Source organism: Caryophanon tenue (assembly GCF_001700315.1).
GTDB lineage: Bacteria > Bacillota > Bacilli > Bacillales_A > Planococcaceae > Caryophanon > Caryophanon tenue.
The window spans coordinates 110,920-130,188 of record NZ_MASJ01000002.1; the positions used below are offsets into that span (position 1 = coordinate 110,920).

At 40.0% G+C, this 19,269-nt stretch carries 23 protein-coding genes; 22 read left to right on the forward strand and 1 reads right to left on the reverse strand.

Going from position 1 to position 19,269, the window contains the following annotated elements; genetic code table 11:
- Positions 1–55: 55 nt before the first annotated feature.
- The 7 genes from A6M13_RS03050 to A6M13_RS03080 all read left to right on the forward strand — a co-directional run bounded on the left by A6M13_RS03050 (position 56) and on the right by A6M13_RS03080 (position 8,319).
- Positions 56–304, forward strand: a complete 249-nt coding sequence (locus A6M13_RS03050; protein ID WP_066542791.1) for a ribosomal L7Ae/L30e/S12e/Gadd45 family protein — start codon at positions 56–58, stop codon at positions 302–304.
- Between the two features lie 99 nt (positions 305–403).
- Positions 404–823, forward strand: a complete 420-nt coding sequence (gene rpsL, locus A6M13_RS03055) for a 30S ribosomal protein S12 (RefSeq protein ID WP_066542792.1) — start codon at positions 404–406, stop codon at positions 821–823.
- Between the two features lie 42 nt (positions 824–865).
- Positions 866–1,336, forward strand: coding sequence for a 30S ribosomal protein S7 (rpsG, locus tag A6M13_RS03060; protein WP_066542793.1), 471 nt, complete (start codon positions 866–868; stop codon positions 1,334–1,336).
- Positions 1,337–1,425: 89 nt separating this feature from the next.
- A complete protein-coding gene (fusA, locus tag A6M13_RS03065) occupies positions 1,426–3,507 on the forward strand; it encodes an elongation factor G (protein WP_066542794.1) in 2,082 nt (693 codons plus the stop codon).
- Between the two features lie 129 nt (positions 3,508–3,636).
- Positions 3,637–4,824, forward strand: coding sequence for an elongation factor Tu (gene tuf / locus A6M13_RS03070; RefSeq protein WP_066542795.1), 1,188 nt, complete (start codon positions 3,637–3,639; stop codon positions 4,822–4,824).
- A 222-nt stretch (positions 4,825–5,046) separates the two neighbouring features.
- Complete coding sequence (locus tag A6M13_RS03075; protein WP_066542796.1) at positions 5,047–7,221, forward strand: malate synthase G; 2,175 nt, start codon at positions 5,047–5,049, stop codon at positions 7,219–7,221.
- A 279-nt stretch (positions 7,222–7,500) separates the two neighbouring features.
- Positions 7,501–8,319 carry a methyl-accepting chemotaxis protein gene (locus A6M13_RS03080; RefSeq protein ID WP_066542797.1) on the forward strand — a complete coding sequence of 273 codons (819 nt, stop codon included), beginning with the start codon at positions 7,501–7,503 and terminating at the stop codon, positions 8,317–8,319.
- 5 nt (positions 8,320–8,324) lie between these two features.
- Here the strand turns inward: A6M13_RS03080 and A6M13_RS03085 are convergent, their stop codons facing one another.
- The gene (locus A6M13_RS03085; protein WP_066542798.1) at positions 8,325–9,206 is read right to left on the reverse strand and encodes a LysR substrate-binding domain-containing protein; all 882 of its coding nucleotides are present in this window, start codon (positions 9,204–9,206) and stop codon (positions 8,325–8,327) included.
- Positions 9,207–9,295: 89 nt separating this feature from the next.
- On the opposite strand from A6M13_RS03085, the gene A6M13_RS03090 reads away from it, so the two are divergent.
- The 15 genes from A6M13_RS03090 to rpsQ all read left to right on the forward strand — a co-directional run bounded on the left by A6M13_RS03090 (position 9,296) and on the right by rpsQ (position 19,257).
- Complete coding sequence (locus A6M13_RS03090; RefSeq protein ID WP_066542799.1) at positions 9,296–9,973, forward strand: response regulator transcription factor; 678 nt, start codon at positions 9,296–9,298, stop codon at positions 9,971–9,973.
- Entirely contained in the window at positions 9,970–10,938 is a 969-nt protein-coding gene (locus A6M13_RS03095) for a sensor histidine kinase (protein ID WP_066542800.1), read from the forward strand. Before A6M13_RS03090 ends, A6M13_RS03095 begins: the two co-directional genes overlap by 4 nt.
- Before the next feature lie 102 nt (positions 10,939–11,040).
- Positions 11,041–11,802, forward strand: coding sequence for an ABC transporter ATP-binding protein (locus A6M13_RS03100; RefSeq protein WP_066542801.1), 762 nt, complete (start codon positions 11,041–11,043; stop codon positions 11,800–11,802).
- Positions 11,792–13,786, forward strand: a complete 1,995-nt coding sequence (locus A6M13_RS03105; RefSeq protein WP_066542802.1) for an FtsX-like permease family protein — start codon at positions 11,792–11,794, stop codon at positions 13,784–13,786. Before A6M13_RS03100 ends, A6M13_RS03105 begins: the two co-directional genes overlap by 11 nt.
- A 397-nt stretch (positions 13,787–14,183) precedes the next feature.
- The gene (rpsJ, locus tag A6M13_RS03110; RefSeq protein ID WP_042478628.1) at positions 14,184–14,492 is read left to right on the forward strand and encodes a 30S ribosomal protein S10; all 309 of its coding nucleotides are present in this window, start codon (positions 14,184–14,186) and stop codon (positions 14,490–14,492) included.
- Positions 14,493–14,540: 48 nt separating this feature from the next.
- A complete protein-coding gene (rplC, locus tag A6M13_RS03115; protein ID WP_066542803.1) occupies positions 14,541–15,170 on the forward strand; it encodes a 50S ribosomal protein L3 in 630 nt (209 codons plus the stop codon).
- Positions 15,171–15,197: 27 nt separating this feature from the next.
- Positions 15,198–15,821 carry a 50S ribosomal protein L4 gene (rplD, locus tag A6M13_RS03120; RefSeq protein WP_066542804.1) on the forward strand — a complete coding sequence of 208 codons (624 nt, stop codon included), beginning with the start codon at positions 15,198–15,200 and terminating at the stop codon, positions 15,819–15,821.
- The gene (rplW, locus tag A6M13_RS03125; RefSeq protein ID WP_066542805.1) at positions 15,821–16,105 is read left to right on the forward strand and encodes a 50S ribosomal protein L23; all 285 of its coding nucleotides are present in this window, start codon (positions 15,821–15,823) and stop codon (positions 16,103–16,105) included. The genes rplD and rplW overlap by 1 nt, the downstream gene beginning before the upstream one ends.
- A 46-nt stretch (positions 16,106–16,151) precedes the next feature.
- The gene (rplB, locus tag A6M13_RS03130; RefSeq protein ID WP_066542806.1) at positions 16,152–16,982 is read left to right on the forward strand and encodes a 50S ribosomal protein L2; all 831 of its coding nucleotides are present in this window, start codon (positions 16,152–16,154) and stop codon (positions 16,980–16,982) included.
- 60 nt (positions 16,983–17,042) lie between these two features.
- On the forward strand, positions 17,043–17,321 hold the full coding sequence (rpsS, locus tag A6M13_RS03135; protein ID WP_066542807.1) for a 30S ribosomal protein S19: 279 nt from the start codon (positions 17,043–17,045) through the stop codon (positions 17,319–17,321).
- A gap of 22 nt (positions 17,322–17,343) precedes the next feature.
- Positions 17,344–17,688: a 50S ribosomal protein L22 gene (gene rplV, locus A6M13_RS03140; protein WP_066542808.1), complete on the forward strand. Its 345-nt coding sequence runs from the start codon at positions 17,344–17,346 to the stop codon at positions 17,686–17,688.
- A 3-nt stretch (positions 17,689–17,691) separates the two neighbouring features.
- On the forward strand, positions 17,692–18,345 hold the full coding sequence (gene rpsC, locus A6M13_RS03145) for a 30S ribosomal protein S3 (RefSeq protein WP_066542809.1): 654 nt from the start codon (positions 17,692–17,694) through the stop codon (positions 18,343–18,345).
- A gap of 1 nt (position 18,346) precedes the next feature.
- On the forward strand, positions 18,347–18,781 hold the full coding sequence (gene rplP / locus A6M13_RS03150; protein ID WP_066542810.1) for a 50S ribosomal protein L16: 435 nt from the start codon (positions 18,347–18,349) through the stop codon (positions 18,779–18,781).
- Positions 18,771–18,965, forward strand: a complete 195-nt coding sequence (rpmC, locus tag A6M13_RS03155; protein WP_066462940.1) for a 50S ribosomal protein L29 — start codon at positions 18,771–18,773, stop codon at positions 18,963–18,965. The genes rplP and rpmC overlap by 11 nt, the downstream gene beginning before the upstream one ends.
- A 28-nt stretch (positions 18,966–18,993) precedes the next feature.
- Positions 18,994–19,257, forward strand: coding sequence for a 30S ribosomal protein S17 (gene rpsQ / locus A6M13_RS03160; RefSeq protein ID WP_053596062.1), 264 nt, complete (start codon positions 18,994–18,996; stop codon positions 19,255–19,257).
- Positions 19,258–19,269: the final 12 nt, after the last annotated feature.

Here is a 19,269-nt window from a genome sequence, read left to right on the forward strand (position 1 = left end):
ATGATAATATATTTAAGGTTGATAGTTAACTGTCTGAACTTCGGAGGATATGAAAATGTCTTATGATAAAGTAAAGGCTAGTCAAACAATCATTGGTACAAAGCAAGCAGTGAAAGCGATGCATGCTGGTCTTGTTAGTGAACTCATTGTAGCGCTCGACGCAGACAGTTGGGTAACCGATCCGGCCATTCTTCTCGCGAAAGAAATCGGGATACCGATTGCTACAGTCGATTCTAAGAGTGAATTAGGCAAGGCTTGTGGCATACATGTTGGAGCTGCAATAGTTGCTATTACTGTAAGTTAGTTTTTGTATTCATAAGGATGCAAAGACTTTGTTTTTACCCAAAAAATGAACCACCTGGATGTGTGGTATTAAAGGAATAAATGAAGGGAGGAAAAATCGATGCCTACAATTAACCAATTGGTACGTAAGCCTCGTCAATCTAAAATCACGAAATCTAAATCTCCAGCGCTAAACAAAGGTTATAACTCTTTCAAAAAGTCTTTAACTAATGTTAAGTCTCCACAAAAACGCGGAGTTTGTACTCGTGTAGGTACTATGACACCACGTAAACCGAACTCGGCTTTACGTAAATATGCTCGTGTACGTTTAACAAACCAATTAGAAGTAACAGCTTATATCCCAGGTGAAGGTCACAACTTACAAGAGCACAGTGTTGTTCTTATCCGTGGCGGTCGCGTAAAAGACTTAGCTGGAGTTCGTTACCACATCGTACGTGGTGCGTTAGATACTGCTGGTGTAAACGGTCGTTTACAATCACGTTCTAAATACGGTACTAAACGCCCTAAAGAAAAAAAATAATAACGTCTAATAGATGAACAATATTTGAAAGGAGGAAAACACATGCCTCGTAAAGGTCCTGTTTCCAAACGTGACGTGTTACCAGATCCACTTTATAACTCAAAGCTAGTAACTCGTTTAATCAACAAATTAATGGTAGATGGTAAAAGAGGTACTTCTCAAAAGATTTTATACGGTGCATTTGACTTAGTTCAAGAGCGCACTGGTAACAATCCAATCGAAGTATTCGAAGCTGCATTAAACAACGTAATGCCTGTTCTTGAAGTTCGTGCTCGCCGTGTTGGTGGTTCAAACTATCAAGTACCAGTTGAGGTTCGTCCAGAACGTCGTACAACTTTAGGTTTACGTTACTTAGTAAACTACTCTCGCCTACGCGGTGAGAAAACGATGATGGAGCGTTTAGCTAACGAAATCATCGATGCTTCTAACAACACTGGTGCTTCAGTTAAGAAACGTGAAGATATGCACAAAATGGCAGAAGCGAACAAAGCATTCGCTCACTACCGTTGGTAATTTGACCTTCGTATTGGCTGCATAGCCAATACTTGGTCTTAGCATAATAAATCAGTTTTATATACCCAATATGGAAGGAGCAATTTCCTATGAAACGCGAATTCTCTTTAGAGAATACACGTAATATCGGGATCATGGCCCATATCGATGCTGGTAAAACAACAACGACTGAGCGTATCCTTTATTACACTGGTAAGATTCACAAAATCGGTGAAACTCATGACGGCGGTTCTCAAATGGACTGGATGGAGCAAGAACAAGAGCGTGGTATCACGATCACTTCTGCTGCAACAACTGCTCAATGGAATGGTAACCGTATTAACATCATCGATACTCCTGGACACGTAGACTTCACTGTAGAAGTAGAACGTTCTTTACGTGTACTTGACGGTGCAGTAACAGTATTAGATGCTCAATCAGGTGTTGAGCCTCAAACTGAAACAGTATGGCGTCAAGCTACTACTTATGGAGTTCCACGTATCGTATTCATCAACAAGATGGATAAAATGGGTGCAGACTTCTTATATTCTGTTGGTACTTTACACGAGCGTTTACAAGCTAATGCTCACCCAATTCAATTACCAATCGGTGCAGAAGATGAGTTCTCAGGTATTATTGACTTAATCACAATGGACGTTACTTACTACGATAACGAAGAAGGTACGGCTTTACGTGAAGGTCAACCAATTCCAGAATCTCACCAAGCACAAGCTGAAGAGTACCGTGAGAAATTAATCGACGCTGTTGCAAGTGTTGACGAAGATCTTATGGAGAAATACTTAGAAGGCGAAGAAATCTCTATCGAAGAGCTTAAAGCGGCTATCCGTAAAGCTACTATCGCTGTAGAATTCTACCCTGTACTTTGTGGTACTGCATTCAAACACAAAGGTGTTCGCAAAATGTTAGATGCTGCTGTTGATTACTTACCAGCTCCAACTGACGTACCTGCTATTAAAGGTACTGATGTTGACGGTGAAGAAGAAATCATCCGTGAATCTTCAGATGACGCACCATTCTCGGCGTTAGCATTCAAAGTAATGACTGACCCATTCGTAGGTAAGTTAACATTCTTCCGTGTATATTCAGGTACACTTGAGTCTGGTTCTTACGTACAAAACTCTTCTAAAGGTAAACGTGAGCGCGTAGGTCGTATCCTACAAATGCACGCTAACTCTCGTGAAGAAGTCGGTAAAGTATTCGCTGGTGATATCGCTGCAGCTGTAGGTCTTAAAGATACTACAACTGGTGATACTCTATGTGACGAGAAAAACCTTGTTATCTTAGAATCTATGGAATTCCCAGAGCCAGTAATTTCTTTATCTGTAGAACCAAAATCTAAAGCTGACCAAGATAAAATGGGTCAAGCATTAGCTAAATTACAAGAAGAAGATCCAACTTTCCGTGCTCACACTGACACAGAAACTGGACAAACTATCATCTCAGGTATGGGTGAGTTACACTTAGACATCCTAGTTGACCGTATGAAACGCGAATTTAAAGTTGAAGCTAACGTTGGTGCTCCAATGGTATCTTACCGTGAGACATTCCGTGGCGAAGCTAAAGTTCAAGGTAAATTCACACGTCAATCTGGTGGTCGCGGTCAATACGGTGACGTAACGATCGAGTTCTCTCCAAACGAAGAAGGTAAAGGCTTCGAATTCGAAAACGCTATCGTTGGTGGTGTAGTACCTCGTGAATACATTCCTGCTGTAGAAGCTGGTTTACGTGATTCTTTAGATCGCGGTGTAGTAGCTGGTTACCCATTAATCGACATTAAAGCGAAATTAGTATTCGGTTCTTACCATGACGTTGACTCAAACGAAATGGCGTTCAAAATTGCTGCATCTATGGCACTTAAAGAAGCTGCTAAAAAATGTAACCCAGTAATTTTAGAGCCAATGATGAAAGTTGAAGTTGTAATTCCAGAAGAGTACCTTGGTGATATCATGGGTAACATTACTGCTCGTCGCGGACGCGTTGAGGGTATGGACGCTCGCGGTAACTCACAAGTAGTACGCGCTATGGTACCATTAGCTGAAATGTTCGGCTATGCTACAACTTTACGTTCTGCAACTCAAGGTCGCGGTACATTCTCAATGGTATTTGACCACTATGAAGATGTTCCAAAATCAATTGCTGACGATATTATCAAAAAAAATCAAGGTGAATAATTGATATTTTTCCTTGTTTAAAGTATAACTAACTTGTAAGCTATGATTGTTCGGCTTCTGCTGGGCCCAGTAAGAGGCCAACAATTGTAACATAAAAAAATCTAACACATATCTAGGAGGCTTTCTCTAATGGCTAAAGAAAAATTTGACCGTTCGAAAACGCATGCTAACATCGGTACAATCGGACACGTTGACCATGGTAAAACAACTTTAACTGCAGCAATCGCTACAGTATTATCAAAAGCAATGGGCGGAGAAGCTAAATCATACGCTGACATCGACAACGCTCCAGAAGAAAAAGAGCGTGGTATCACAATCAACACTTCTCACGTTGAATATGAAACTACAACTCGTCACTACGCACACGTAGACTGCCCAGGACACGCTGACTATGTTAAAAACATGATCACTGGTGCTGCACAAATGGACGGCGGTATCTTAGTAGTATCTGCTGCTGACGGCCCAATGCCACAAACTCGTGAGCACATCTTACTTTCTAAACAAGTAGGTGTTCCTTACTTAGTAGTATTCATGAACAAATGTGATATGGTAGACGACGAAGAATTATTAGAGTTAGTAGAAATGGAAATCCGTGACTTACTATCTGAATATGACTTCCCAGGTGATGACTTACCAGTAATCAAAGGTTCAGCTCTTAAAGCATTAGAAGGCGAGCCTGAGTGGGAAGCTAAAATTATCGAATTAATGGACGCTGTAGATTCTTACATCCCAACTCCAGAACGTCAAACTGACAAGCCATTCATGATGCCAGTAGAGGACGTATTCTCTATCACTGGTCGTGGTACAGTAGCAACTGGCCGTGTTGAACGTGGTCAAGTTAAAGTTGGTGACGTTGTAGAAGTTATCGGTATCGAAGAAGAAGCTAAAACTACAACTGTAACTGGTGTAGAAATGTTCCGTAAATTATTAGATTACGCTGAAGCTGGTGACAACATCGGTGCTTTATTACGTGGTATCGCTCGTGAAGATATCCAACGTGGTCAAGTATTAGCTAAACCAGGTTCAATCACTCCACACACAGACTTCAAAGCTGAAGTTTATGTTTTATCAAAAGAAGAGGGTGGACGTCACACTCCATTCTTCTCTAACTACCGTCCACAGTTCTACTTCCGTACAACTGACGTAACTGGTATCTGTACGTTACCAGAAGGCGTTGAGATGGTAATGCCTGGCGATAACATCGAGATGACAGTTCAACTGATCGCTCCTATCGCTCTTGAAGAAGGTACTAAGTTCTCTATCCGTGAGGGTGGACGTACTGTTGGTGCTGGCGTTGTAGCTTCAATCCAAAAATAATTTTAGATAACGCTTAGTTATACTAATTCTTTTAACCACTCTTGTAGATTTCTACAAGAGTGGTTTTTTTATTTGTTCTACTATAACTAAAAGGAATAAAAGTTATTCAAAATATGTATTTCCATTATAATGTGGAACATGCGTATACTAATACATAACAACAGAAGCAAATTTGTATGGGGATGCAAATGTTCTGAATTGATTAAAGGGGTTGTTTTATATATGTCAAACTATGTTCAGCAAGGTAAATTACAAGTAGATCAGCAATTAGCAGATTTTATTAACCAAGAAGTGCTACCGCAAAGTGGTGTGGAACAAGAAGCCTTTTGGAATGGCTTTTCTGCCATTGTGCAAGATTTAGCGCCAAAAAATAAAGCGTTATTACAAAAGCGTGAAGCATTACAGCAAGCTATTCATGAATGGCATAAAGCGAATAAAGGAACGACAGACTTTGATGCATACAAATCATTTTTACAAAGCATCGGTTATTTAGAGCCAGAAGTGGAACCATTCAACGTAACGACAGCAAATGTCGATGATGAAATCGCAGTACAAGCAGGGCCTCAGCTTGTCGTACCAGTAAGCAATGCACGTTACGCGATTAATGCAGCGAATGCACGTTGGGGAAGTTTATATGACGCACTTTATGGCACAGATGTTATTAGTGATGAAGATGGTGCGGCTGCCGGTAAAGGATACAATCCAGTACGAGGTAATAAAGTTATTACGTATGCAAAAGACTTTTTAAATAAAGCTTTGCCACTTCAACAAGGTACACATGACGATGCAACAGCGTATGTAATTGTAGATGGTGCATTACAAGTAACGACACAAAATGGTACAACCGCATTAGCGCAACCAGAAAAATTAGTCGGTTACCAAGGGGATGCGGCAAATCCAACGGCAATTGTGTTCAAAAATAACGGGTTACACATTGAAATTCAAATTGACCGCAATCATCCAATTGGCGCTGATGATGCAGCAGGTGTGAAAGATGTGTATTTAGAGTCAGCAGTGACAACAATTATGGATTGTGAAGATTCAGTTGCTGCAGTAGATGCAGAAGATAAAGTAGAAGTATACCGTAACTGGCTTGGCTTAATGAAAGGGAATTTAGAAGCAACCTTTACAAAAGGTAACAAAACGGTGCGCCGTACATTAAACCCAGATCGTGTATATACATCAGTTTCAGGAGATACCGTAACATTAAATGGTCGTTCATTAATGTTTGTACGTAATGTTGGACATTTAATGACAAACCCGGCTGTATTAGATGAGCAAGGTAATGAAGTACCAGAAGGCATTTTAGATGGTGTCGTAACGAGCTTAATTGCGAAGCATGAATTATTAGGGCGTGGTGAATATAAAAATTCACGTAAAGGCTCTGTTTACATTGTAAAACCGAAAATGCACGGTTCAGAAGAAGTTGCCTTTGCAAATGAATTATTTAATCGTGTAGAGGATGTACTTGGTTTAGAGCGTCATACATTAAAAATTGGTGTGATGGATGAAGAACGTCGTACATCGTTAAACTTAAAAGCATGTATTAATGCGGTGAAAGAGCGTATCGTATTTATTAATACAGGATTCTTAGATCGTACGGGTGATGAAATTCATACATCGATGGAAGCTGGTCCGATGATTCGTAAAGGTGAAATGAAAACATCGACGTGGTTACAAGCGTATGAAAAATCAAATGTAGTAGTGGGGTTAGATGCAGGATTACAAGGTCATGCACAAATTGGTAAAGGGATGTGGGCAATGCCAGACTTAATGGCAGATATGATTGTACAAAAAATTGCTCATCCACAAGCGGGCGCAACAACTGCATGGGTACCATCGCCAACAGCTGCAACTTTACATGCGACACATTATCATGAAGTAGATGTAGCAGAGGTGCAAAAAGGTATTTCGACATCGGATGATTTACGCGACGCAATTTTACAATTACCGGTAGCACCAGAGACAAATTGGTCAGCTGAAGAAATTCAGCAAGAGCTTGATAACAATGCACAAGGAATTTTAGGATATGTGGTACGTTGGGTAGAGCAAGGTGTAGGTTGCTCGAAAGTACCAGATATTAATAATATTGGATTAATGGAAGACCGTGCAACTTTACGTATTTCAAGCCAACATGTTGCGAACTGGCTACATCACGGTATTTGCACAGAAGCGCAAGTACAAGAAACATTAGAGCGTATGGCAAAAGTTGTGGATGCACAAAATGCTGGAGATGCAGAATATATTGCAATGGCACCAAACTACGAGGAATCTGTCGCATTCCAAGCAGCACGTGAACTTGTATTTAAAGGGTATGAGCAACCAAGTGGTTACACAGAGCCGATTTTACACAAAAAGCGTCAAGAAGCAAAAGCAAAACAAAAAGTAAACGCATAATTCAAGTGGAATGTGCTCGTGACAGAACACTATTTCTGAAGAAAATAAGTTGATTGAGAGAATAAAAATGTGCTAGTGCGTCCGCTATGTAGCGTAACACCAAAAGCAGAAACATATCCTTCAGCAGTTATCGTTGCTGAAGGATATTTCTTTTTGTCCTAACTTCTTTTTAGTTTTCTTCTAGGTTTGTCCCACTTTATTATCTATTGGCAGAATGACAAACTTTCTATGGGAATAAATTGTTATAATGAGGGCAATTCAGAAAATGTGGAGGGCAATATGAATACAATTTCATCTTTAACAAGCTTTATACAGATGGTAAGGATTTTTAAAGAGGCAACACCGACAGATTTATCGATTGCAATTTGTGATACACAGCAGTTTTTAACCTATATGCCAGGGCGTGATATTAATTTACGTATTCAACGTGGGCAACGATTACAAGCGGAAGAGCCGTTAATGGTAGCATTACGTACGAATAAACGGTTAGAAGCGACTGTACCTGCTGAATTTTATGGGTTTGAATTTGTTGGGACGGCGACACCGCTACATAATGAACGTGGAGAAGTAATTGGCGGAATCGCTGTACAAGCACGAAAACAACGAGAGCTGATTGATATGTCTATTACGCTTGAGCAAGCGATTGAACAAGTATCACAACAAATGCAAGCTGTTTCAACCGGTGCTACAAGCTTAACGAAAATGACGTCTTTATTAAACGAGCAATCGACATATGCAACGACGAGCATTGCTAAAAGTAATAAAATGTTGCATGTCATTGAACATATGGCGAGCCAAACAAACTTGCTCGGTTTAAATGCGTCGATTGAAGCAGCACGTGCCGGTGAGCATGGTCGTGGATTTGGCGTTGTTGCAAAAGAAATTCAACGTTTTTCACAAGAGTCTGCAACTAGCACGAAGGAGATTTATCAGGTCATTGCCGCGCTTGAAAATAATATTGCTGAAATGACGAATTTAATTGCGCACGTATCGACAATTGGTGATACGCAAGAAAAAGCCGTTAGCGAAGTTTCCCAGCTGATGAATCATATTGAACAAATGTCTACACAGCTACAGCAATTTGCACAGAAACTGTAAGCTATTTAATATAAATTTTTCGCAAGCTCAATAAATTCGCGTACGGCAAACGGTAAGTACTTATTCGTTTTCCATGTGATGCCGAGCTCTAGTCGAACAGGCTGTTGTTCAAATGAAATCCGTTTAATATCTGGGTATGGGATTTTAGCGGCGATTTTAGCCGGTAGTAGCGCAATGCCTACTTTTGCATGGACAAGCTCAATAAATAAATCTTTTTGTGTTGTTTCGCAAGCAATCGTTGGGAAAAATCCGTTCTTTGTACATTCTTCAATAATGCGATCATATAAGACGAAATCTTTGCGGTACATAATAAATGTTTCATGTTGTAGTTGTGCCATTGTAATTGAAGATTGCTGTGCAAGTGGGTGACTGTCATGCACAATGAGTTGTAAAGGGTCTTTTAAAAATGGAATGACTTGCAAGTTTTCATTTGTAGAATGAATGCTACACACGAGACCGACATCTAACTCGCCTGCCTCGATATCTTGGCGGATTCGCTTTGTACCGACTTCAGATAATAAAATCTCAACGTATGGATGTTGTTCTTTATAGACACTAATGAGCTTTGAAAAAAATTCTGCACCGATGATGGGTGGAATACCGATACGAATACGTCCTTTTTTTAAATCCATTAAATCGCTTAGCTCCGAGCGCATATTTTTAAACGCGCTGAGTACTTGTAGTGCGTTGACGAGTACAGCTTGTCCTGCATCGGTCAGTTCGAGTTGTTTAGAGGAACGATAGAAAAGAGGAACACCTAATTCCGCTTCGATTTGTTGAATCGTTTTACTAATAGAAGGTTGTGATACGTGAAGTACTGCCGCAGCTTTTGTAAAACTAAGCTGCTTCGCTACTTCTACAAAATATTCTAATTGTCGAATGTCCATATAATCATGCTCCTTTATGTACGGTGCTATAATACAAGTATAGCAAAGTTTTAAAGTCGTTCGTACATAGCTAATAGGAGGTACATAATATGAAAGTGATGTTAATCGAAGATGATGCATCGATTTTTTCATTAATACAAGAGCGTTTTAGCCAATGGATGATTGAAGTCGTAGGGCCGAGTGATTTTCGTGCAGTCATGCAAACGTATGAGGCAGAAACACCGCAACTTGTCATGATCGATATTCAATTACCGGTATATGATGGGTTTCATTGGTGTCGTGAAATACGGCAGCAGTCACAAGTGCCGATTTTATTTTTATCATCGCGTGACCACCCAATGGATATGGTTATGGCAATGCAGATGGGTGCGGATGACTTTGTGCAAAAGCCATTTCATATGGATGTATTAGTTGCGAAAGTACAAGCGTTATTGCGTCGTACATATGACTATCAAGAAGTACCGCAAAATATACAGACATGGTGTGGGGCAGTTATTCAGTATGACCGTGCGATTATTCAGTTTGAGCAAAAGCAAATCGAACTGACGAAAAATGAATTGTTCATTTTAAAAATACTCGTTCAACAAAAAGGGCAAATTGTGAACCGTGATGAACTAATGCGAAAACTATGGGATGATGAGCGTTTTGTCAATGACAATACATTAACGGTAAATGTGAATCGCTTGCGCCAAAAACTAGAGGAACTTGGCTTAGTCAATGTTATTCAAACGAAAAAAGGGTTAGGGTATATGGCGGTGATACAATGATTCGGCTATTTTTGCGCCAATATCGAATATGGCTCATCTTATTAATGGCGTGGCACATCTGTTTAAACATTGTATTGACGGTTGATCGTGGCTTTGCTTCCGTATCACTACTGTATATTAATATACTCTGGCTTAGTATCATGACTATATGTGTACTAATAATATATGTAAAAGACCGCCATCGTCTAACAGCGTATGATAAAAAAGGGCGCGACTATGTAGAAATGGTAGCGCAATCGTGTGAAGAACAGCTGCAAGCATTACGGGATGAAAAAGAAGAGCAGTCGCGACAATTACTTGAACAAAAGGATGAATTGTTGGCGTGGGTGCATGATATGAAGTCACCGATGACTGCGCTAAAATTAGTACACGATAAGCTAGATGTGAAAACAAGAGAACAGGCTGAAAAAGAATGGCTCCGTTTATATTTACTATTAGACCGTCAGCTACACGCAACGCGTATACAAACGATTGCACAAGATAATCGTTTAGAGCCGATTCCGTTACAACCTATCATTATAGAAGAAATTAAAGCGTTGCGAACGTGGTGCTTTGAAAAGCAACTTGCGATTGACGTAGACGTTGCCGATGTTGTTGTCATTAGCGATGCAAAGTGGCTCGGCTTTATTATGCGTCAAATTTTATCCAATGCCGTCAAGTATAGTGAAGTAGGCGCCAATATACAGATTCATGTTCACCAGCATAACAATATAACGCAATTAACAGTGACAGATACAGGGTGTGGTATTGCGCCAGCAGACTTACCACGTGTGTTTCGTAAATCCTATACAGGAACGATTGGTCGAGAAACAAAAGCAGCAACCGGCATGGGGCTATATTTAGCGAAACAAGCAGCGACAGCTTTACATATTGACATTACGATTGCCTCTGTACAATATGAAGGAACAACGGTAACGCTAACATTCCAACAAGCAAATGATTATGTGAAAACACTCGGTATGTGACGACTTTGTCACTTAGCGAGTGTTTTTGTTATGTAAAGCGCACGAAAAGAAATGGATTTCATTCTACAATAGAAGAAAGCAATAACGAAGGAGTGCGGAAACATGAGTATATTAATCGCGCGCAAAGTGCGAAAAACATATGGTAAGCGTGCTTTAGCGCAAGAAGTGTTAAAGGGCATTGATGTAGAAGTAGATAAAGGTGAGTTTGTGGGCATTATGGGCGCATCTGGTTCAGGGAAAACAACATTGCTAAATGTACTATGTTCGATTGATACGGTAACAGAAGGAATCGTAGAAATTAATGGGCAGAAGCTACAAGGCATGAAGGAACGCCAATTAGCAAAGTTTCGTCGCGAAGAGCTTGGCTTTATTTTTCAAGACTATAATTTATTAGATACATTGACGGTGAAGGAAAATATTTTACTGCCGTTGTCTGTGAGCAAAATACCAAAGGCAGCAGCAGAGGCACGTTATAAAGAATTGATTCAAATATTGGGGATTGAAGATATTGTCGCGAAATACCCGAATGAAATATCAGGTGGGCAAAAACAGCGTACGTCGGTTGCGCGCGCATTAATTTCAAAGCCATCGCTTGTATTTGCAGACGAGCCAACGGGTGCACTTGACTCGAAGTCTGCCACAGCGTTGCTTGATAATTTAGCGCGTATTAACGAAATGCAACAAGCGACAATTATGATGGTGACACATGATGCGGTTGCCGCAAGCTTTTGTTCGCGTGTGCTGTTTTTACAAGACGGTCAAATTTATACGGAACTCTATAAGGGACAAAGTACGCGTAAAGATTTCTTTCAGCAAATTTTACACACGCAAAGCGTTTTAGGCGGTGATGGCTATGAAGCTTAGCCAACTTGCGTTTAAAAGTATGCGCAAAAATATAAAGCATTACTATTTATATTTCTTTGCGCTTATTTTTAGCGTCACGTTATATTTTTCGTTTACAACGCTTCAGTACAACCCCGAAGTGTTAACGGCAACAAAAGCAAGTGGTAGTGCGACAGCTGGTTTTGGTGCAGCAACATATTTACTATATTTTATCGTGTTATTTTTCGTGTTGTATGCGAATCATTTATTTATGAAGCGTCGCAGTAAGGAGTTAGGGCTATATCAATTAATTGGTATGACAAAAACGATGATTGTACGCATCGTTGCACTTGAAAACGCGCTATTATTTACGTTAGCTGTGATTACAGGTATGGGAATTGGTTTTGTAACGTCTCGTTTATTTGCGATGATTTTAATGAATATGCTTGAACAAGATGCACTTGTGATGATGACGTTTAGTATAGAAGCATTACAGCAAACAGCGCTGGTATTTACGGTGCTACTCGTTATCATTGTCATGCAAACAGCGTTGATTATTTATCGCACAACATTGTTATCATTATTCCAAGCGAATCAGCAAGCTGAAGAACACGTAAAGCGTTTTAGCTGGGTACAAATGATAATCGGTGCAATTGGATTAGTAGCGATTACGTCAGGTTATTATTTAAGTACACAATTATTTACGACACCGAACATGCAATATTTAATGCTAATGATGGTGGCGATTTTAGCGCTAACGATTGGTGGAACATTCTTAGTATTTCGTTTTTCCGTTGCCTTTTTAATGAATGTGTTGCGTTTACAAAAGAAGGGGCATTTACGATTAGTCGATGTGGTCGCATTTACACCGATTATGCACCGCATGAAAGGAAATGCAAAATCATTAACGCTTATTACAGTATTAACAGCGGTGTCATTAGCAATGACGACACTTGCATATATTTCATATTATTCGGTAGATGCAAAAGCGGAGCGTTTATCACCGGCAGCGATTGTTGCGGTAAATGAACAAGGCGAAACGTTTATTGACACGTTAAAGCAAGCAGGCATCGAAGTGGATGCAAAAGTATTTGATGTAAAATACACATCTGTACGCTGGCAAGATTTAATCGAAGTAAGTCTATTAAATACGCCACTTAATGAAGGGGAAGTCGCTATCTCAATTTTTAAATTATCCGATGTACAGCAACTATATCCTTCTTATCATGTACAAGATGATGAAGTATTCGTTGTGAACTATGCGAGTATGTTATCGGAAGTGATACCGATGAAGGAAGGCTCGTATGTGAACCTTTCAGCAGGTGATGCCGGCAATCGCTTTTTATTAAAGGACGTATTAGATGTGCCCATCGCAGTTGTACCTGTATCAGACGGTGGACCAGCATTTGTTGTGTCAGATGCTATGTTCCAGCAGATAGAGATGGTCGATGAAACGCACACCGCGTACTCATCGATTACAACACAATATTTAATCGACGTTGCAGCAGAAGATTTAGCACAGGCAACAGCACTATTTCATGAAACGAAAACAAATGAAGTACGTTATATGACATATGATTATAAAGGTGAGCTTGTTGAAAACTTATTTTTACAAGAAACATATGAAGAGACACGTGCTTCTAATTTAGTGTTTGTCGGTTTAACAATCTTTATTTCAGCATTTATTGGTTTAGCCTTTTTGATGGCAACCGGAAGCATCTTATACTTTAAGCAAATGGCGGAAGCGGATGAAGAAAAGAGTGCGTACACAATTTTACGTAAAGTTGGTTTTTCACAACAAGAGATTTTACGTGGCGTATACGTCAAGCAAGCATTCAATTTTGGGATTCCATTATTAATTGGATTGTTGCATAGCTATTTTGCCGTTAAATCTGGCTGGTTTTTATTCGGTTCAGAATTGATAGCGCCACTTTTCATTACGATGGGATTATATATACTGATGTATGCGCTATTCACGTGGTTATCGATTCGTTACTATAAAAGTATTATTCATCAAGCGTTGTAACAACAGGAACATGCAGGCTAGTGCATACATCTAACATATATGTAGTAGGGAGCTACGAATTTTCGTAGCTCTTTTCGCTACATGTAGAAGTCAGAAAATTTTATTTATATAAGATTGTTAGCTTTACAGTTGATTTACGTTGCGGACTCTTATATACTAGAAAACGGCTCAAAAAGAGCGTTATATAATCACTGTTAGACAGCTCACAACATTTTTTGAAAAGAATTTTGCAAAACCTATTGCACATTCTTTTTTTATTGTATATAATGTTGAATGTTGGTCTTTGACTGCGATGAAGCGAGAGGTTGCTGACACACCCGGCCGCTTTGCCATGGCGGATGTATCGGAGAATTTTCGTGGAGAATGTCTAGTAAATAGGCGAGAAGGAGGGAAAATTATGGCAAAACAAAAGATTCGTATCCGTTTAAAAGCATATGATCACCGTATTTTAGATCAGTCTGCTGAAAAGATCGTAGAAACTGCAAAACGTTCAGGTGCTAGTGTATCAGGTCCAATCCCGTTACCAACTGAAAGATCAGTTTATACAATCTTACGTGCCGTTCACAAGTACAAAGATTCTCGTGAGCAATTCGAAATGCGCACACACAAACGTTTAATCGACATCGTTAACCCAACACCACAAACTGTTGATGCGTTAATGAAACTTGATTTACCATCAGGCGTTGACATCGAAATCAAACTTTAATGGTAAAAACACAATAAATATTTCTAAAATTTACAGGAGGTGTGACAAATGGCTAAAGGAATCTTAGGTAGAAAAATCGGTATGACTCAAGTGTTCGCTGAAAACGGCGACTTAATCCCAGTAACAGTTATCGAAGCTACTCCAAACGTAGTTTTACAAAAGAAAACTGTTGATACTGATGGTTACGAAGCGATCCAAGTTGGTTTCGAAGACAAACGCGTTAAGTTATCTAACAAACCAGAACAAGGTCACGTAGCAAAAGCAAACACTGCTCCTAAGCGCTTCATTCGTGAATTCAACAACGTTAATGTTGCTGAGTACGAAGTTGGTCAAGAAGTCAAGGTAGAAATCTTCGCAGAAGGCGAAGTAGTAGATGTAACAGGTGTAACAAAAGGTAAAGGTTTCCAAGGTGTTATTAAACGTCATGGTCAATCTCGTGGTCCTATGGCCCACGGTTCTCGTTACCACCGTCGCCCAGGTTCAATGGGTCCTGTTGCTCCAAACCGTGTATTCAAACAAAAGAAATTACCTGGTCAAATGGGTGGTACAGTTGTAACAATCCAAAACCTTGAAATCATCAAGGTTGACGTTGAACGCAACTTACTATTAGTTAAAGGTAATGTTCCTGGTTCTAAAAAAGCATTAGTAACAGTTAAAACTGCTATTAAATCTAAATAATTCTCTTAAAGAAAGGAGGAAACAGGAATGACAAAGGTTTCAGTACTTAGTCAAACAGGTGCTTCAGTAGGCGAAATCGAATTAAACGATGCGATTTTCGGAATCGAGCCAAACGAAGCTGTATTATTCGACGCAGTAATCGCTCAACGCGCTTCTCTACGTCAAGGTAACCACAAAGTTAAAAACCGTTCTGAAGTTGCTGGTGGTGGTCGTAAGCCATGGCGTCAAAAAGGAACTGGTCGTGCTCGTCAAGGTTCGATCCGCTCTCCACAATGGCGTGGTGGTGGTATTGTATTCGGTCCTACTCCACGTAGCTACGCTTACAAATTACCAAAGAAAGTTCGTCGCTTAGCTATTAAGTCAGCTTTATCAGCTAAAGTGTTAGAACAAAAATTAGTAGTTTTAGATGCTTTAACATTCGAAGCACCAAAAACTAAAGCTTTCGTAGAAGTGCTTAAAGCATTATCTATCGAGAAAAAAGCATTATTCGTAACTGCTGAATTAGATGAGAACGTAGTTAAATCTGCAAACAACATCCAAGGCGTTACAGTAGTATCAGCTACAGGAATCAACGTATTAGACTTAGTAGGTCACGATACAGTAGTATTCACTAAAGCTGCAGTAGAAAAAGTTGAGGAGGTGCTTGGATAATGGAAGCACGTGATATTATCAAACGTCCGGTCATTACTGAGCGTTCTTCTGAACTATTAGCAGAGAAAAAATATACTTTTGAAGTAGATACTCGCGCTACAAAAACTCAGGTGAAAAACGCTATCGAAGAAATCTTTGAAGTTTCAGTTGCAAACGTAAACGTAATGAACTACAAAGGTAAAAAGAAACGCGTTGGCCGTTACACAGGTTTAACTAACAAACGCCGTAAAGCGATTGTTACATTAACTGCTGAATCAAAAGAAATCGAATTATTCGAAATGTAATTCTTATTTAAATAAGAAATGAACATTCAAGAAGGAGGGAAAAACCATGGCGATTAAAAAGTATAAACCAACCACAAATGGCCGTCGTAACATGACGTCATCTGACTTTGCTGAGATCACAACTAATAAACCACAAAAGTCTTTATTAGCTCCAAAAACTCGCAAAGCTGGTCGTAACAACCAGGGTAAAATTACTGTTCGTCATCACGGTGGTGGTCATAAGAAGCAATACCGTATCATCGACTTCAAACGTCTTAAAGATGGTATCCCAGGTAAAGTTGCTACAATCGAGTATGATCCAAACCGCTCTGCGAATATCGCATTAATCAACTACGCTGACGGTGAAAAACGTTATATCTTAGCTCCTAAAGGATTAGAAGTAGGTCAAACGATCGTATCTGGTCCAGAAGCAGACATTAAAGTAGGTAACGCTTTACCATTAGCAAACATTCCAATGGGTACTACAATCCATAACATCGAAATGAAACCTGGTAAAGGTGGACAATTAGTACGTTCTGCTGGTACATCAGCACAAGTATTAGGTCGTGAAGGCAAATACGTTATCGTACGTCTACAATCTGGTGAAGTTCGCTTAATCTTAGCTTCTTGCCGTGCTACAATCGGTCAAGTTGGTAACGAGCAACACGAACTTATCAACATCGGTAAAGCAGGTCGTTCTCGTTGGTTAGGTAAACGCCCAACTGTACGTGGTTCTGTAATGAACCCTAACGATCACCCACACGGTGGTGGTGAAGGACGTTCTCCAATCGGACGTAAATCTCCAATGACACCATGGGGCAAACCAGCTCTTGGTTATAAAACACGTAAAAAGAAAAATAAATCATCGAAATTTATTATTCGCGGACGTAAAAAATAATGTGATTGAACTACGGTTCTATTTGAGAGCCGTGGTGGAATCACGGAGGGAGGTTCCTAAATGGGTCGCAGCTTAAAGAAAGGTCCTTTTGTCGATACTCACTTAATGAAAAAAGTTGAGGTACAAGAGGCTTCTGAGAAAAAACAGGTTATCAAAACTTGGTCTCGCCGTTCTACAATCTTCCCGAACTTCATCGGTTTAACAATCGCAGTATATGACGGACGTAAACACGTTCCTGTATACGTAACGGAAGACATGGTAGGTCACAAGCTTGGTGAATTCGCACCAACTCGTACTTACAAAGGCCACGGTGCAGACGACAAGAAAACAAGACGCTAATTTTGAGAGGAGGTAAATCCTAATGACACAAGCTAAAGCTATCGCTCGCACAGTACGCATTGCTCCTCGTAAAGTCCGCCTAGTAGTTGACTTAATTCGTGGTAAGCAAGTTGGTGAGGCAGTTGCAATTTTACGTCACACTCCAAAAGCGGCGTCTCCAGTCGTTGAGAAAGTATTAAAATCTGCAGTTGCTAACGCTGAGCATAACTATGACTTAGATATTAACAACTTAGTTGTATCTGAAGTTTTTGTTGACGAAGGTCCAACATTAAAACGTTTCCGTCCGCGTGCACAAGGTCGTGCATCGGCAATTAACAAACGCACTAGCCACATTACATTAGTGGTATCTGAACAGAAGGAGGGATAATCCGTGGGTCAAAAGGTACATCCAATAGGCTTACGTGTTGGTGTCATTCGTGACTGGGAGTCAAAATGGTACGCTGAAAAGGACTATGCAACTCTTTTACATGAAGATATCAAGGTTCGTAACCATATCGAAAAGAACTTAAAAGACGCTTCAGTTTCTAAAGTAGAAATCGAACGCGCAGCTAATCGTGTAAACATTACAATCCACACTGCGAAACCAGGTATGGTAATCGGTAAGGGCGGTACGGAAGTAGAAAACTTACGTAAATTCTTATCTGACTTAACTGGCAAGCGTGTACACATCAACATCGTTGAAATTAAACGTGCAGATTTAGACGCTAAATTAGTAGCTGAAAATATCGCTCGTCAACTTGAGAACCGCGTATCATTCCGCCGTGCTCAAAAACAAGCAATCCAACGCACAATCCGCGCTGGTGCTAAAGGTATTAAAACTCAAGTATCTGGTCGTTTAGGCGGAGCGGACATCGCTCGTGCTGAACACTATAGTGAAGGAACTGTTCCACTTCATACTTTACGTGCTGACATTGATTATGCACACGCTGAAGCTGACACTACTTATGGTAAGTTAGGCGTTAAAGTATGGATTTATCGTGGTGAAGTCCTTCCAGTTAAGAAGTCTGTGGAAGGAGGCAAATAAGATGTTATTACCTAAACGCGTAAAATATCGTCGTGAACACCGTGGTAACATGCGTGGAGAAGCGAAAGGCGGCAAGGAAGTAACTTTTGGTGAGTGGGGCTTACAAGCTACAACTGCATCATGGATTACTAACCGTCAAATCGAGTCTGCTCGTATTGCAATGACACGTTACATGAAACGTGGCGGTAAAGTTTGGATTAAAATCTTCCCACACAAGCCTTACACGAAAAAACCTCTAGAAGTCCGCATGGGTTCTGGTAAAGGTTCTCCTGAAGGTTGGGTAGCAGTAGTAAAACCAGGAAAAGTAATGTTCGAAATTGCTGGTGTATCTGAAGAGATCGCACGTGAAGCACTTCGTTTAGCATCACACAAGCTTCCTGTGAAATGTAAGATCGTAAAACGTCAAGAAACTGGTGGTGAATCTAATGAAAGCTAATGAAATCCGTGACCTTGCCACTTCTGAAATTGAATTACAAGTAAAATCACTGAAAGAAGAGCTTTTCAACCTTCGCTTCCAATTGGCGACTGGTCAATTAGAAAACACAGCTCGCATTCGCGAAGTTCGTAAAGCGATTGCGCGTATGAAAACTGTGATTCGCGAAAGAGAAATCAGTGCATAATAACTGATAAAGAAGGAGGTTTTTAGGTATGACTGAGCGTAACCAACGCAAAGTTTACACTGGCCGTGTTGTTTCAGATAAAATGGACAAAACTGTAACTGTTTTAGTTGAAACTCACAAAAAGCACAAGCTATACGGTAAACGTGTAAAATACTCGAAAAAGTTTAAAGCTCATGATGAGTTAAACACTGCGAAAATCGGTGATATCGTACGTATCATGGAAACTCGCCCGCTATCAGCTACTAAACGCTTCCGTTTAGTGGAAGTAGTAGAAAAAGCGGTTATTATTTAATAACTATTTCGG

Excerpts from the sequence above, each read along its gene's own strand:
- A6M13_RS03050 (WP_066542791.1), top strand. The coding sequence starts at position 56 with ATGTCTTATGATAAAGTAAAGGCTAGTCAAACAATCATTGGTACAAAG.
- rpsL (WP_066542792.1), top strand. The coding sequence starts at position 404 with ATGCCTACAATTAACCAATTGGTACGTAAGCCTCGTCAATCTAAAATC.
- rpsG (WP_066542793.1), top strand. The coding sequence starts at position 866 with ATGCCTCGTAAAGGTCCTGTTTCCAAACGTGACGTGTTACCAGATCCA.
- fusA (WP_066542794.1), top strand. The coding sequence starts at position 1,426 with ATGAAACGCGAATTCTCTTTAGAGAATACACGTAATATCGGGATCATG.
- tuf (WP_066542795.1), top strand. The coding sequence starts at position 3,637 with ATGGCTAAAGAAAAATTTGACCGTTCGAAAACGCATGCTAACATCGGT.
- A6M13_RS03075 (WP_066542796.1), top strand. The coding sequence starts at position 5,047 with ATGTCAAACTATGTTCAGCAAGGTAAATTACAAGTAGATCAGCAATTA.
- A6M13_RS03080 (WP_066542797.1), top strand. The coding sequence starts at position 7,501 with ATGAATACAATTTCATCTTTAACAAGCTTTATACAGATGGTAAGGATT.
- A6M13_RS03085 (WP_066542798.1), bottom strand. The coding sequence starts at position 9,206 with ATGGACATTCGACAATTAGAATATTTTGTAGAAGTAGCGAAGCAGCTT.
- A6M13_RS03090 (WP_066542799.1), top strand. The coding sequence starts at position 9,296 with ATGAAAGTGATGTTAATCGAAGATGATGCATCGATTTTTTCATTAATA.
- A6M13_RS03095 (WP_066542800.1), top strand. The coding sequence starts at position 9,970 with ATGATTCGGCTATTTTTGCGCCAATATCGAATATGGCTCATCTTATTA.
- A6M13_RS03100 (WP_066542801.1), top strand. The coding sequence starts at position 11,041 with ATGAGTATATTAATCGCGCGCAAAGTGCGAAAAACATATGGTAAGCGT.
- A6M13_RS03105 (WP_066542802.1), top strand. The coding sequence starts at position 11,792 with ATGAAGCTTAGCCAACTTGCGTTTAAAAGTATGCGCAAAAATATAAAG.
- rpsJ (WP_042478628.1), top strand. The coding sequence starts at position 14,184 with ATGGCAAAACAAAAGATTCGTATCCGTTTAAAAGCATATGATCACCGT.
- rplC (WP_066542803.1), top strand. The coding sequence starts at position 14,541 with ATGGCTAAAGGAATCTTAGGTAGAAAAATCGGTATGACTCAAGTGTTC.
- rplD (WP_066542804.1), top strand. The coding sequence starts at position 15,198 with ATGACAAAGGTTTCAGTACTTAGTCAAACAGGTGCTTCAGTAGGCGAA.
- rplW (WP_066542805.1), top strand. The coding sequence starts at position 15,821 with ATGGAAGCACGTGATATTATCAAACGTCCGGTCATTACTGAGCGTTCT.
- rplB (WP_066542806.1), top strand. The coding sequence starts at position 16,152 with ATGGCGATTAAAAAGTATAAACCAACCACAAATGGCCGTCGTAACATG.
- rpsS (WP_066542807.1), top strand. The coding sequence starts at position 17,043 with ATGGGTCGCAGCTTAAAGAAAGGTCCTTTTGTCGATACTCACTTAATG.
- rplV (WP_066542808.1), top strand. The coding sequence starts at position 17,344 with ATGACACAAGCTAAAGCTATCGCTCGCACAGTACGCATTGCTCCTCGT.
- rplP (WP_066542810.1), top strand. The coding sequence starts at position 18,347 with ATGTTATTACCTAAACGCGTAAAATATCGTCGTGAACACCGTGGTAAC.
- rpmC (WP_066462940.1), top strand. The coding sequence starts at position 18,771 with ATGAAAGCTAATGAAATCCGTGACCTTGCCACTTCTGAAATTGAATTA.
- rpsQ (WP_053596062.1), top strand. The coding sequence starts at position 18,994 with ATGACTGAGCGTAACCAACGCAAAGTTTACACTGGCCGTGTTGTTTCA.